The organism is Ralstonia flatus (assembly GCF_958439105.1).
Taxonomy (GTDB): Bacteria; Pseudomonadota; Gammaproteobacteria; order Burkholderiales; family Burkholderiaceae; genus Ralstonia; species Ralstonia flatus.
The window spans coordinates 543,472-556,958 of sequence record NZ_CAUDLI010000003.1; the positions used below are offsets into that span (position 1 = coordinate 543,472).

The 13,487-nt window shown below is 65.0% G+C and carries 11 protein-coding genes; 9 read left to right on the forward strand and 2 right to left on the reverse strand.

Features of this window, described 5'->3' with window-relative positions; genetic code table 11:
• Positions 1–5 precede the first annotated feature (5 nt).
• From R2676_RS09580 to R2676_RS09600, 5 genes are all read left to right on the forward strand, one after another.
• Positions 6–659, forward strand: coding sequence for a riboflavin synthase (locus R2676_RS09580; protein WP_206275672.1), 654 nt, complete (start codon positions 6–8; stop codon positions 657–659).
• A gap of 127 nt (positions 660–786) precedes the next feature.
• Positions 787–1,926: a bifunctional 3,4-dihydroxy-2-butanone-4-phosphate synthase/GTP cyclohydrolase II gene (ribBA, locus tag R2676_RS09585; RefSeq protein ID WP_206275779.1), complete on the forward strand. Its 1,140-nt coding sequence runs from the start codon at positions 787–789 to the stop codon at positions 1,924–1,926.
• 94 nt (positions 1,927–2,020) lie between these two features.
• Positions 2,021–2,521: a 6,7-dimethyl-8-ribityllumazine synthase gene (gene ribH / locus R2676_RS09590; protein ID WP_004629552.1), complete on the forward strand. Its 501-nt coding sequence runs from the start codon at positions 2,021–2,023 to the stop codon at positions 2,519–2,521.
• Positions 2,522–2,548: 27 nt separating this feature from the next.
• Positions 2,549–3,016 (forward strand): transcription antitermination factor NusB, encoded by a 468-nt coding sequence (gene nusB / locus R2676_RS09595; RefSeq protein ID WP_012761449.1) that lies wholly within the window; start codon positions 2,549–2,551, stop codon positions 3,014–3,016.
• A gap of 43 nt (positions 3,017–3,059) precedes the next feature.
• Complete coding sequence (locus R2676_RS09600; protein ID WP_206275673.1) at positions 3,060–4,244, forward strand: pyridoxal phosphate-dependent aminotransferase; 1,185 nt, start codon at positions 3,060–3,062, stop codon at positions 4,242–4,244.
• 79 nt (positions 4,245–4,323) lie between these two features.
• Here the strand turns inward: R2676_RS09600 and R2676_RS09605 are convergent, their stop codons facing one another.
• On the reverse strand, positions 4,324–5,514 hold the full coding sequence (locus R2676_RS09605; RefSeq protein ID WP_206275674.1) for a lytic transglycosylase domain-containing protein: 1,191 nt from the start codon (positions 5,512–5,514) through the stop codon (positions 4,324–4,326).
• A gap of 538 nt (positions 5,515–6,052) precedes the next feature.
• On the opposite strand from R2676_RS09605, the gene ubiD reads away from it, so the two are divergent.
• From ubiD to R2676_RS09625, 4 genes are all read left to right on the forward strand, one after another.
• Positions 6,053–7,564, forward strand: coding sequence for a 4-hydroxy-3-polyprenylbenzoate decarboxylase (gene ubiD, locus R2676_RS09610; RefSeq protein WP_206275675.1), 1,512 nt, complete (start codon positions 6,053–6,055; stop codon positions 7,562–7,564).
• A 129-nt stretch (positions 7,565–7,693) separates the two neighbouring features.
• Entirely contained in the window at positions 7,694–9,205 is a 1,512-nt protein-coding gene (locus tag R2676_RS09615) for an NAD-dependent succinate-semialdehyde dehydrogenase (protein WP_206275676.1), read from the forward strand.
• A gap of 80 nt (positions 9,206–9,285) precedes the next feature.
• Positions 9,286–11,340, forward strand: coding sequence for an acetoacetate--CoA ligase (locus R2676_RS09620; protein ID WP_206275677.1), 2,055 nt, complete (start codon positions 9,286–9,288; stop codon positions 11,338–11,340).
• Positions 11,341–11,469: 129 nt separating this feature from the next.
• On the forward strand, positions 11,470–12,183 hold the full coding sequence (locus R2676_RS09625; RefSeq protein WP_206275678.1) for a hypothetical protein: 714 nt from the start codon (positions 11,470–11,472) through the stop codon (positions 12,181–12,183).
• A gap of 91 nt (positions 12,184–12,274) precedes the next feature.
• On the opposite strand, the gene R2676_RS09630 is transcribed toward R2676_RS09625, so the two are convergent.
• Positions 12,275–13,480, reverse strand: coding sequence for an amino acid aminotransferase (locus R2676_RS09630; RefSeq protein WP_206275679.1), 1,206 nt, complete (start codon positions 13,478–13,480; stop codon positions 12,275–12,277).
• Positions 13,481–13,487: the final 7 nt, after the last annotated feature.

Sequence of the window (13,487 nt, forward strand, 5' to 3'; positions counted from 1 at the left end):
TGCTTATGTTTACCGGAATCGTCGCCGCAGTTGGCCGTATTGAAACCGTCTCGCCGCTGGGCGACAACGTCGATGCCGGCGTGCGCCTGTCCATCGATTCCGGCGGCCTGCCGCTCGCGGACGTGGCCTTGGGCGATTCGATCGCCATCCAGGGCGCCTGCATGACGGTCGTCGCCAAGACCGACACCCGTTTCGAGGTCGATGTGTCACGCGAATCGCTTTCCAAGACGGTCGGGCTGGAACACCGGGGCGAGGTGAATCTGGAGAAGGCGCTGCGTCTGGCCGACCACATCGGGGGGCACCTCGTGTCGGGCCATGTGGACGGCCTGGGCACCGTCACGCATTTCGCGCCCGTCAACGAATCGCACGAACTGCGGGTGCGGGCGCCGGCAGAGTTGGGCAAATATTTGGCTTACAAGGGCTCCGTGGTGGTCAACGGCGTGTCGCTGACGGTCAATACCGTCCGTGACGATGCCGACGGCTGCGAGTTCTCGATCAACCTGATCCCGCACACGGTGGCGGTCACCACGCTGAAGCACTTGAAAGCCGGCAGCCAGGTCAACCTGGAGATCGACCTGATCGCCCGCTACGTGGAACGCATGCTGACCCACGCCGCCATTGGCCTGCCCGTGGGCACCCAGCCGCTGGCAGCCGTTTGAACCCCTGGCCCCACTGGCTTGGGGCCGCCTTGGCGTACAATAGCGGGCTTCCCATTTACGCAGTCGCACGGCCCCCGAAATCATGGATTTACGGGAGTGGGCCGGCGGCGCGCACCCCTGCTACGCCATGTCGATCGCCACAGTCGAAGAAATCATTGCCGAAATCCGCGCCGGCCGGATGGTCATCCTGGTCGACGAGGAAGACCGTGAGAACGAAGGCGACCTGATCCTGGCGAGCGATTTCGTCACGCCAGAAGCCATCAACTTCATGGTCACGCACGCGCGTGGCCTGGTGTGCCTGACGCTCACCGAAGAGCATTGCGACCAGCTCGACCTTCCCATGATGGCGAGCCGCAACGGCACGCAGTTCGGCACCAATTTCACCGTATCGATCGAAGCGGCGGAAGGCGTGACCACCGGTATTTCCGCGGCCGACCGCGCACGCACCATCCAGGTGGCGGCGGCCAAGAACGCCAAACCGTCTGACTTGGTGAATCCGGGCCACATCTTCCCGCTGCGGGCCCAAAAGGGTGGCGTGCTCATGCGCGCCGGCCACACCGAAGCCGGCTGCGACCTGACCGCAATGGCTGGCTTGACGCCCGCCGCCGTGATCTGCGAGATCCTGAAGGACGACGGCACCATGGCGCGCTTGCCGGACCTGGTGGAATTCGCCAAGAAACATGGCTTGAAGATCGGCACGATTGCCGACTTGATCCAATACCGCAGCCGCACCGAGAGCATCGTCGAGCGGGTCGGCGAGCGCACGATGGAGACGCAGTTCGGCACGTTCCATGCCGTTGCCTTCCGCGACCGCGCGGCCGGCCGCGCCCATCTGGCGCTGGTCAAGGGCACGCCGACGCCGGACACCGAAACGCTGGTGCGCGTGCACGAGCCCCTGTCGGTGCTCGACCTGCTGGAGTGCCAGCGCACGACGCACTCGTGGAGCGTGCCCGCCGCCCTGCGCGCCGTGCAGGCCGCCCCGACCGGCGTGGTCGTGCTGCTCAATTGCGGCGATTCGGCAGACCGCCTGTTCACCCAGTTCACCGCACTGGATGCGCCGCACGAGCGCCCGCGCACGAAACCCGATCCGCGCATTTACGGTATCGGCGCGCAGATCCTCAAGGACGTGGGCGTCGGCAAGATGCGCGTGTTGGCCTCGCCGCTCAAGCTGCCCAGCATGGTCGGCTACGATCTGGAAGTGACGGCATATCGGTCGATGGCAGATGCACCGGACGTCACTTCGGCTTCGTCCGCCGCCACGCATTGAACTTCGCGCGGTAGCTAAACTGCCGCGCCGACTTTCTTTTTTTTTCTGACGTTGCCAGATAGACAACCTCAGGCAACCCCAACCGGAATACACCATGGACCACGGCTTCTACCCGACCAATCTCAACGGCGAAGGCCTGCGCATCGGCATCGTCCAGGCGCGTTTCAACGAGCCCGTGTGCGAAGCGCTGCGCGAAGCATGCGTCGCTGAACTCGAACAACTCGGCGTGGCCGGCGAAGACGTGCTGCTGGTCACCGTGCCGGGCGCGCTGGAAGTCCCGCTGGCCCTGCAGAAGATGGCCGAATCGGGCCAGTTCGACGCGCTGATCGCACTGGGCGCAGTCATCCGCGGCGAGACTTACCACTTCGAGCTGGTGTCCAACGAATCGGGCGCCGGCATCACGCGCGTGGGCCTGGACTTCAACATCGCCATCGCCAACGGCATCCTGACCACGGACACCGACGCACAGGCTCACGCCCGCACCCGCGAAAAGGGTCGCGACTGCGCCCGCACCGCCGTTGAGATGGCCAACCTGACCAACGACCTCGACGGTCTGCAGGATCACGGCCAGGACGACGACGGCGAGAATGAATAAGCGCTTCCTCGCGCAAAGGCTTTTCCCATGACGCAAGACAATTCCCAAGCCAAGACCAAGGCCCCCGCCAAGAGCGCGCGCCGCCGTGCGCGCGAACTGGCGCTGCAGGGTCTGTATCAATGGCTGCTCAATCGCAACGACCCGGGCGTGGTCGAGGCGCATCTGCAGGACGCGCAAGGCTTCAACAAGGCCGACCGCGCGCACTTCGACGCGCTGCTGCACGGTGCGATCCGCGAAGAAACCACGCTGACCGAGGCGTTCACGCCGTACCTGGACCGCCCGGTTGCCGAACTGTCGCCGGTCGAACGTGCCGCCCTGCTGGTCGGCGCGTACGAGTTGGTGCACTGCGTGGACATCCCGTACAAGGTCGTGATCAACGAGGCGGTTGAACTGACCAAGACTTTTGGCGGCGTCGAAGGCTACAAGTACGTCAACGGCGTACTGGACAAGCTGGCTGCGCAAGTGCGCGCCGTCGAGGTCGCTGCCCGCCGGTAATTCGGCGTCTGCGGTTCGCTTTACCTTTTTGCTTCGCTTCAAGATGGACGCCCACCGCCTGCAGACAGCCGCCCGGCTGGCCAATATCCGCGCCTTTCACGTGATGGAGCTGGCCAAGCAGGCCCGCGAGCTGGAACTGGCGGGACGCAGCATCATCCACATGGGCATCGGCGAGCCGGACTTCACCGCCGCCGAGCCCGTCGTGCAAGCCGCGGCCGACGCCATGCGACGCGGCGTCACGCAGTACACCGGGGCCTTGGGCATTCGCCCGCTGCGCCAAGCAATCGCCCGCTACTACCACACCGTGTACGGCCTCGAGATCGCCCCGGAGCGCATCATCGTGACGGCGGGCGCGTCGGCAGCATTGCTGCTGGCGTGTGCGGTGCTGGTAGAGATCGGCGGCGAAGTCCTGATGCCCGATCCGAGCTATCCGTGCAACCGCCACTTTGTGGCCGCCTTCAATGGCGAGGCGAAGCTGGTGCCGTCGGGGCCGGAAGAACGCTTTCAGTTGACGACCGCGCAGGTTGAAGCCCATTGGAGCGAACGCACGCAGGGTGTGCTGCTGGCCTCCCCGTCCAATCCGACGGGCACGTCGATCCTGCCGGATGAGCTGCAGCGTATTGTGCAGACGGTACGCACGCGAGGCGGATTTTCGATCGTCGACGAGATCTACCAAGGCTTGTCATACGATCAGGCCCCGGTCTCCGCACTGTCGTTCGGCGACGATGTCGTCACGATCAACAGCTTTTCGAAGTACTTCAACATGACCGGCTGGCGACTTGGCTGGCTGGTGGCGCCCGCCGAACTGGTGCCGGAGTTCGAGAAGGTCGCGCAGAACCTGTTCATCTGCGCGTCGGCGGTGGCGCAATACGCCGCGCTTGCCTGCTTTGAGCCGGAAGCGTTGGCGATCTACGAACAACGCAAGGCCGAATTCCGCCGCCGCCGTGATTTCATCGTGCCGGCGCTGGAGTCGCTTGGCTTCAAGGTACCCGTCAAGCCGGACGGCGCGTTCTATGTCTACGCCGATTGCCGTGGCGTGAACCATCCGCATGCCGGCAATGCAGATGGCCTCACCCAGTCGATGCTCCATGATGCGGGTGTGGTACTCGTGCCGGGCCTGGATTTTGGTCCGCACACGGCGCAGCACTACATCCGGCTGTCGTACGCCACATCGATGGCGCATCTGGAAGAAGCGGTCGCACGGCTCGGTAAGCTCTTCAGCCGGTAAAGCACGCTACACGTCGCCCAAACAGAAAAGGCCGTCCCGAAGGACGGCCTTTCCTATATAGCGCAGCGGATCAGGTCGATCAGGCTTGGCCCTGCGACTTATTGTCCAGACGCGCCTCTTCCTGTTGACCTGCAGCAGCGGGTTGCTTGTCGGCCGGCTTGGCGGCTTGCGTCTTCACGTCGGCCTGCGTCACGGGGGTTGCCGTTGCAACCGGCTTCACCGGTTCGCGTTCGGACGCCGCCGTCATCGGCGAACGATGACCCGTCGCCACCATGCGCAGACGCGAGCGCTCCTGCAGCACCTTGCCGCCGTAGCCGCCATCGCCTTGGGTCACCGCCCCGACATACAGCTTCAGGCCGCCTTCGATCGAACCTGCACGCGCGATGCAATCCTTCAGCACCAGCGCACCGACCTTGATGTTGGCGTACGGGTTGAGCGCGGCACCGACGCCGCCCATCACTTCGTACTTGTCCTGGTGGACCTTGGTCATGACCTGCATCAGGCCCTGCGCACCCATGCCGCTTTCAGCGAACGGGTTGAAGCTGGACTCGATCGCCATCACGCCCAGGATCAGCAACGGATCGAGACCGACTTCCTTGCCGGTTTGATACGCAGCCTTCACCAACTGGCCGGTAGCTGTGGCCGCCACGCGGTACTTGCGGGCGATGTATTCCGCCACGGCAGCCTGCTCTCGCGGGGTACCGGCGGTTGCCGACTCACGCGCGTCGCGGACGACTTGCGTGTTCGGAATCTGCGCAGCCAACTCGGCCACGGACGGCACCTTCGAAAGCGTGTCCCAACCTGCGGCCGCGACCGTGCCACCTTGCGCCGCAGCAGGCGCTACAGCTTCAGCGGCACCCGTACCAGCAGACGGCGCTGTCGGTGCAAAAGCCACCGGCTGCACGCCAGCCGCAATCGCGGGCGACGGATTGGCCGAGGCGACACTGGTGTCGACGCCCGGCGTGAAATGCAGCACGCGTTGAGCGACCGTGGCACGCCACTCGCTGTTGAGCGAGAGTGCAACTGCGGCGGCCACCGCCAGCAAGCCGATGCTATTGAGCACGACATGCCCGCTGCGGAACACCAGCAGTACGCCAGGATGCAACTCATTGCGGGACGCGGCGGCGCCCCCTGCGTTCAACTCCATGCGCAGCTTACGAGGCAGCGCAACTTGGCCTGCACGCGCGAGGCGGCGGCCAACCGGGGCGACGAGCCGGCGTTGCAGCGCCGATCCGATCCCGGAAGAATGAAGGGTTTTCCAACCGTTCATACTTACCTCCGTCCGCTGCGCAGATCCGGTAGACGCCTTTCTTTTGCCTGGCGCCGTGCGTTTCGAATCGCAACGGTTTTTAGTAAGGATGCCGCGCTGTTGCAGTCAGCCGGCATCTGTTGGGGGCACTCCCCTAGTGCCCAGAGAAATGCGGGCCGTGTCCTTGGGGAGGTCACGTCCCGCAGCGATGCTGATGTGCTCTGGTGTCGCCCCTCATACGTTTGAGAGCGGGGCGAGGGCATTAGCCGAAAACATGTTGCATTGCAACAATTACCAGATCGGATTGGATTGTAGGAAGCGCGTTATGCCAAGTCAATCATAAAGAAGTAAGTTTTCATATCCAGAAGTTATAATAAGGCGTCCGTTGTTGGGACTAGCTGACCTGCGATGCGTTCTGTCATCAGGGGGCCATGGGCTTTTGGCCGTACAATCGCGGCCACCCTGCCTACACCAAAAAAATGTCGCCCCGACGACCATTCGGCGGGCCAAACCCTCCGCGTGATAGGCGATCCACCTTACCTTTGGTTACAAAATCTCCATGCAATACAGGGACTTACGTGACTTTCTCGCCCAGCTCGAGCGCACGGGCGAACTGCGCCGCGTGCGCCAGCCGGTGTCGCCGCGCCTGGAAATGACCGAAGTCTGTGACCGCCTGCTGCGCTCCGAAGGCCCGGCGGTCGTCTTTGAGCAACCAGTGGACGGCGCGCAGAAGTACGACATGCCGGTGCTGGCGAACCTGTTTGGCACCACGCGCCGCGTGGCGCTGGGCATGGGTGCGGAGTCGCTCGATGAACTGCGGGACGTCGGTCGCCTGCTCTCGGCGTTGAAAGAGCCCGAACCGCCGCGCGGTCTGCGTGAAGCCGGCAAGCTGTGGACGATGGCCAAGGCCGTGTGGGATATGGCACCGCGCAAGGTGTCGTCGCCGGCGTGCCAGGAGATCGTGTGGGAAAGGAATGATGTTGACCTCTCGCGCATTCCCGTTCAGACGTGCTGGCCCGGCGATGCGGCGCCGCTCGTCACATGGGGGCTGGTCATCACGCGCGGGCCGCACAAGAAGCGGCAGAACCTTGGTATCTACCGGCAGCAGGTCATCAGTCGCAACCAGGTCATCATGCGTTGGCTGGCGCACCGGGGCGGCGCGCTGGATTTCCGCGAACATGCCATCGCGAATCCGAGTCAGCCGTTTCCGATTGCGGTGGCGTTGGGCGCCGACCCGGCCACCATCCTCGGCGCGGTGACGCCGGTGCCGGACACGCTATCTGAATACCAGTTTGCGGGGCTGCTGCGCGGCAGCCGGACCGAGCTTGCGACCTGCCTGACGCCTTCGCTGGCGCAGGCTCAACTGCAAGTGCCGGCCGGCGCCGAGATCATCCTCGAAGGCCACATCCAGCCGGACCCAACGCACCCGAGCGGCTATCAGCACGCGCTCGAAGGCCCCTTTGGCGATCACACCGGCTATTACAACGAGCAGGACTGGTTCCCCGTGTTCACGGTCGAGCGCATCACGATGCGCCGCGACCCGATCTATCACTCCACGTATACAGGCAAGCCGCCCGATGAGCCGGCCGTGCTGGGCGTGGCGCTCAATGAAGTGTTCGTGCCGCTGCTGCAGAAGCAGTTTCCGGAGATTGCCGATTTCTATCTGCCGCCCGAGGGCTGCAGTTATCGCATGGCGCTGGTCAGCATGAAGAAGCAATACGCCGGCCACGCCAAGCGCGTGATGTTTGGTGTGTGGAGCTTCCTGCGGCAGTTCATGTATACGAAGTTCATCGTGGTGGTGGACGACGACGTGAACCTGCGCGACTGGAAGGAAGTGATCTGGGCAATCACCACGCGCGTGGATCCGGCGCGCGACACGGTCATGGTCGAGAACACGCCGATCGATTACCTCGATTTTGCGTCTCCGGTGTCGGGCCTGGGCTCGAAGATGGGCATCGATGCCACCAACAAATGGCCCGGCGAAACCACGCGCGAATGGGGCCAGCCCATCGTCATGGATACCGCTGTCAAAGCGCGCGTCGACGCCATGTGGGACACGCTCTTCCAATAACCACAAGGCTTGGCGGCCTGGCCTGCGAGCGAACGATCGTTCGGTTATTCTTAGCGAGTTAAGCGACTGCTGCATCTAAAAGGCGGGCCCTCTTTGTCTACCGGGCCCGCCTTCCTTATGGAGAACGCCATGGCCGAAGCACTCGACGCATCCCGCACCGCCGCCAACGCGCTGGAGCGCATCACAGACCGCACCCTCGTCAAAACGCAGTCCTATATCGACGGGGCCTGGGTGTGCGCGGCAGACGGCGCGACCTTCCCCGTCTACGACCCAGCCACCAACGCACACCTGACCGATGTCGCCAATCTCGGGCACGCAGAAACGCTGCGCGCCATCGACGCGGCCAATGCGGCGTGGCCCGCGTGGCGCGAGCTGACCGGCAAAGAGCGCGCTGGCCTGATGCGCCGCTGGTTCGACCTGCTGATCGCCAACGCCGACGACCTCGCCGCGCTGATGACGGCTGAACAAGGCAAGCCGCTGGCCGAAGCCAAGGGCGAAATCGTCTACGGCGCGTCGTTCATCGAATGGTTTGCCGAAGAGGCCAAGCGCGTCTCCGGCGACGTGATGGCCAGCACCTGGCGCGACAAGCGCATGGTCGTGCTCAAGCAGCCGGTGGGCGTGTGCGCGTCCATCACGCCGTGGAACTTCCCGCTGGCGATGATCACCCGCAAGGTTGCACCGGCCATGGCGGCAGGCTGCACCATCGTCATCAAGCCGGCCGAGCAGACGCCGCTGTCTGCGCTCGCGATGGCGGAACTGGCGCACCGCGCGGGCATTCCGAAGGGCGTCGTCAACGTCGTGACGGGTGACGCGGATCGCTCGATCGCCATCGGCAAGGCCTTGTGCGAATCGCCGATCGTGCGGCATCTGTCGTTCACGGGGTCGACGCCCGTCGGCCGCATCCTGATGCAGCAATGCTCACCGACGGTGAAGAAGGTGGCGCTGGAACTCGGCGGCCATGCGCCGTTCATCGTGTTCGACGACGCCGATATCGATGCCGCCGTGGAGGGCGCGGTGCAGTCGAAGTACCGCAACGCCGGCCAGACGTGCGTGTGTACGAACCGTTTTTACGTGCATGCCTCGGTGTACGACACGTTTGTCGAGAAGCTCTCGGCCAAGGTGCGCGGCATCAAGGTCGGCAACGGCTTCGAGTCGGGCGTGGTGCAAGGCCCGCTGATCGACGACCAGGCCGTGGAGAAAGTGCAGCGCCACATTGACGACGCGACGCAGAAAGGCGCGCGCCTGACCGCCGGCGGCAAGCTGATGCAGGGCTTCGGTTCGCAGCGTTTTGTCGAGCCCACGGTGCTGGCCGACGCCACGCCCGACATGCTGATCGCGCGCGAAGAAACGTTCGGCCCCGTCTCGGCCATCTTCAAGTTCCAGGACGAAGCGGAAGTCGTGCGCCTAGCCAACGACACCGAATTTGGCTTGGCGTCGTACTTCTTCAGCCGCGACATCGGCCGCATCTGGCGCGTGGCCGAGCAGCTCGAATACGGCATGGTCGGCATCAACACGGGGCTGATCTCGAACGAGGTGGCGCCGTTTGGCGGCATCAAGCAATCGGGCCTGGGCCGCGAAGGTTCGGTCTACGGCATCGACGAGTATCTCGAACTCAAGTATCTGTGCATGGGCGGCATCTGAAACGCCATCCCCCCTTGGCCGACCTGCCACATCGATAGAGCGGGCGGCCTTCCCCCTTGCCTGACCGGCGGAGGAGACACATGAGCACCATCCAGGAAGGCGCCCTGCTCTGGACGCCATCGTCTGACTTCATCGCGCGCGCGCGCCTGACGCATTACCTCGAATGGCTTGCGCGCGAACGCGGGCTGCGCTTTTCGGCAACCACGCCCGAGGGCTACGCGCAACTCTGGGACTGGTCCACCACTGAGCTGGAGGCGTTCTGGACGTCCGTCTGGGACTACCTCGACCTGCGCGCCTCGACACCCTTCACGCAGATGCTGGGCGACCGCACCATGCCGGGCGCGCAATGGCTGGTCGGCGCCAAGCTGAACTACGTCGATCAGGTCATGCGTCATGTGGAGGAAGGCGGCAGCCCCGACCGCACCGCCATCCGCTACGCCAGCGAGACCAAACCGCTGGCCGACCTGTCATGGCGCGAACTGCGCCAACGCGTTGCCTCGCTGGCGGATGCGCTGCGCAAGATGGGCGTGGTGCCGGGCGACCGCGTGGCCGCGTATCTGTCGAATACGCCGGACGCGATCGTCGCGTTTCTCGCCACGGCCAGCGTCGGGGCCATCTGGTCCGTCTGCGCGCCCGACATGGGCCAGGTGGCTGTGACCGACCGCTTCCGGCAAATCGAGCCCAAGGTGCTGATCGCGGTGGACGGCTATCACTACGGCGGCCGCGCCTTCGACCGCACCGACGTGGTCGAAGAGATGGTCGCGGCGCTGCCAACCGTCGAACATCTCGTCGTCGTGCCGCAGCTGCTTGGCGAGGTCAACCGCGCGCGCTTCCCGCACGCCCTCGACTGGCGCGACCTGACAGCGAACGACGTACCACTCGTCGTCACGCCCGTCGCCGCTGACCACCCGCTGTGGATTCTCTATTCGTCCGGCACCACCGGCATGCCCAAGCCGATCGTGCACGGCCACGGCGGCTTGCTGCTCGTGCAGACGATGATGGGCGCGCTGCATCTCGACCTTGGCCCTGACGACGTCTACCACTGGTACAGCAGCACCGGCTGGGTCATGTGGAATTCGCAGGCGAGCGGCCTGCTCGGCGGCGTCACGCTCGCCATCTACGACGGTAACCCCGGCACGCCCGATCTCAATACGCTGTGGCGTTTCGCGCAGGATGCGGGCGTGACCTTCTTTGGCGCCGGCGCGGCGTTCTTCGCCAATTGCCTGAAGGCCGGCATCGAGCCCGGTCGCGACTTCGACCTGTCGAAGCTACGTGCGGTCGGATCGACCGGTTCGCCGCTCTCCGCCGAGGCGTATGACTGGATCTACCGCCACGTCAAAGCCGACGTCTGGCTCAATCCGATTTCCGGCGGCACGGACTTCGCAGGCTGCTTCGTAGGCGGCGTCGCCACACTGCCCGTCTATGCGGGTGAGATGCAATGCCGCAACCTCGGCTCGCGCGTGGAAGCATTGGACGAGGCTGGCCAGCCGCTGATCGACGCGGTCGGCGAGCTGGTCTGCACCGCGCCCATTCCGTCGATGCCGCTCTTCTTCTGGGGCGACACCGACGGCAGCCGCTACCGCAACAGCTACTTCGACATGTACCCGGGCCAGTGGCGCCACGGCGACTGGATCAAGATCACCCCGCGCGGCGGCGCCATCATCTACGGCCGGTCCGACGCGACCATCAATCGCCACGGCATCCGCATGGGCACAGCCGAGCTGTACCGCGTGGTCGAAGATCTGCCGGAAGTGCTTGATAGCCTTGTCGTCGATCTGGAATTCCTTGGCCGTGAATCGTTCATGCCGCTGTTCGTCGTGCTGCGCGAAGGCGTGACGCTCGACGACACGCTGCGCAGCACGATCAATGCACGCATCAAGGCAGGCCTGTCGGCTCGGCATGTGCCCAACGTGGTCGTACAGGCCCCGGGCGTGCCGCGCACGCTGTCGGGCAAGAAGATGGAAGTGCCCATCAAGAAACTGCTGCTTGGCGCCCCAGTCGAGCGCATCGCCAACCCTGATGCGATGGCCAACCCGGACGTGCTGGCGTGGTATGCCAGCTACGCCGGGTCGCTGGTTCGGCAAGGCAGCGCGCACGGCGAGACCGCGCCCGCATTGGAATCGTGGCGGAGCTAGACCGATCGTTCGTCCCGCGCTTCACAATCTCCGCCAATCGAACGATGGCAGGGACCCGGTGTGATGACTAACGTACAGCTAGCACCGGCACATCAAGATGCCGGGCGAGTTGCTTAACGGGGAGTCACCATGCTTGCAACGACGAACGTCCTGATCAAGACGGAGGACGGCCGCGAAGCCTTGGCCCAGCGCCGCCACGACATGCAGATGCGCCAGCGTCATCTGCTGATCCTCATCGACGGTGCCCGCACGGTCGGGCAACTGCATCAACTGCTGAGCGACTGGTCGGACCTCGACGAACTACTTCTAGGGCTGCAACGGGCCGGCATGGTCGACGTGCTTCCGGGCCTCTCGCATGATGACGCGGCCGGAGGCGCCCCGTTCGACCCCATCGCGCACTTCAACCGTCCCTTGCTGGACGATGACAGCGACGACGTCCCTGCCGCCCTTTCGCTCATCTACGACGAACTGCCGCCGCTGACGGGCATGACGCTCGGCCTGCAAACGGCAGCGGCGCCCATCGACGAGCCTGCGGCCAATGACGCCCCCGCGCAGAAGGCCGCGCCCGGCCAAGCGCCTTCTACCTTGCAGCCGGCCGTGCCTCCCGAATTGGCCGACGTGTTGCCCAACGTGGTGAAGGTCGAGTTGATGCGGTTGGCGGTGCAGCACTTTGGCTCGGCTGCCGGCGCCGCCATGCCGCTGTTGCGGGCCTGCAAGGAAGATCCGCAATCGCTGTGCGACGTGGTTGCCGCGTGCGCCAAAGCCGCGGCCCCAACGGCGGGCGAACGCGCCGCCGCGAAGTTCGTGGATGCAGCCATGCAGGCGATGGCGCTGCGGCGTTAGGCTATGGCACCGATGTGAGCGTGGCCTGCTTCCGGACAGTGCAGAGCGCGCTGCCTGGATTCAAAGCTCAAAGCGAAGTCGCCCAGGTCGTTCAGGCCAACGCACAGGCCATGTCCGAAGCCACGGCGACGAGCGCGCCGGCCACCCGGTCAATCTGCGCCGGTGCGAGCCCGGCAATATTGATCCGACCACCCTGGGTGCCATAGATAGCGTGGTCTGTGCGCAAGCGCTCCATGGCATCCGCATCCAACGGTAGCATCGAGAACATGCCCTTGTGCCGCGACAGATTCTGGAGCGCAACGGGGGCGCCCAGACTCGCCAGTGCGTCATCAAGGCGCCGTCGGTTGCCAACGATACGCTGACGCATGTGCTCCAGCTCGTCACGCCAGCAGGCCGTCAATGCGGCATCGCCAAGGATGGCAGCCACGATGGCGGCGCCGTGGTCGGGCGGCATCGAATAGTTGCTGCGCGTGATGCGCTCCAGCACGCCGCCGACCGGCTGCAGGGCTCCCCTGTTCTTGCCAATCACCATGGCGGCGCCGGTGCGTTCGCAGTACAGGCCCATGCTCTTCGAGCAGCTTGCCGCAACGAGCACCGTGTCCAGCGCATCGGCCATCAACCGCAGGCCCGCGGCGTCCTGCTCCAGACCATCGGCCAGGCCCAGATACGCCATGTCGACGAGCGGGATCAGACCCTGCTTCGCGCAGCGCTCCGCCACGCTTTGCCAGACTTCGATGCCCATGTCGAGACCGGTCGGGTTGTGGCAGCAACCATGCAGCAGCACGATATCGCCCGCACGCGCAGCCCACAGGTCTGCGAACATGGCATCCGCATCGAGCACCCCGCCCTCGGCACGCCATCGGTAGCGGTCTACCGCAAGCCCCGCCGCGCGCATGATGGGCACGTGGTTGACGTAGCCGGGGTCGGACACCCAGACGCGAGCGCCGGGTGAAGCCACGGCGATGAAGTCAGCGAGCAACCGGAGCGCGCCCGTCCCGCCCACGGTCTGCATGGTGTGCTGGCGCGCCAGGCGCCCCGCGTCGTTGCCAAGCAGCAGCGTCGCCAGCGCGGCATTGAACTCGGTATTGCCGGCCAAGCCGCGGTAGGCCTTGGAGGCACCGGCAGCGGCCAGGCGCTCCTCCGCAGCCTTCACCGCAGACATGACCGGCGTCTGCCCGGCGTCATCACGGTAGACACCCACGACAAGATCGACCTTGTCGGGCCGAGGGTCCGCACGGAAAGCAGCGGTCAGGCCCCACAGCGGGTCCGGGGCAACGGTGGCGAGGCTTGCGAGCATGGTGGGG

Bases quoted from the DNA above. Each gene is read 5' to 3' on its own strand.
- ribH (WP_004629552.1), top strand. From the start codon at position 2,021: ATGGACCACGGCTTCTACCCGACCAATCTCAACGGCGAAGGCCTGCGC.
- R2676_RS09630 (WP_206275679.1), bottom strand. From the start codon at position 13,480: ATGCTCGCAAGCCTCGCCACCGTTGCCCCGGACCCGCTGTGGGGCCTG.
- R2676_RS09620 (WP_206275677.1), top strand. From the start codon at position 9,286: ATGAGCACCATCCAGGAAGGCGCCCTGCTCTGGACGCCATCGTCTGAC.
- R2676_RS09625 (WP_206275678.1), top strand. From the start codon at position 11,470: ATGCTTGCAACGACGAACGTCCTGATCAAGACGGAGGACGGCCGCGAA.
- nusB (WP_012761449.1), top strand. From the start codon at position 2,549: ATGACGCAAGACAATTCCCAAGCCAAGACCAAGGCCCCCGCCAAGAGC.
- R2676_RS09580 (WP_206275672.1), top strand. From the start codon at position 6: ATGTTTACCGGAATCGTCGCCGCAGTTGGCCGTATTGAAACCGTCTCG.
- R2676_RS09615 (WP_206275676.1), top strand. From the start codon at position 7,694: ATGGCCGAAGCACTCGACGCATCCCGCACCGCCGCCAACGCGCTGGAG.
- ubiD (WP_206275675.1), top strand. From the start codon at position 6,053: ATGCAATACAGGGACTTACGTGACTTTCTCGCCCAGCTCGAGCGCACG.
- R2676_RS09605 (WP_206275674.1), bottom strand. From the start codon at position 5,514: ATGAACGGTTGGAAAACCCTTCATTCTTCCGGGATCGGATCGGCGCTG.
- ribBA (WP_206275779.1), top strand. From the start codon at position 787: ATGTCGATCGCCACAGTCGAAGAAATCATTGCCGAAATCCGCGCCGGC.
- R2676_RS09600 (WP_206275673.1), top strand. From the start codon at position 3,060: ATGGACGCCCACCGCCTGCAGACAGCCGCCCGGCTGGCCAATATCCGC.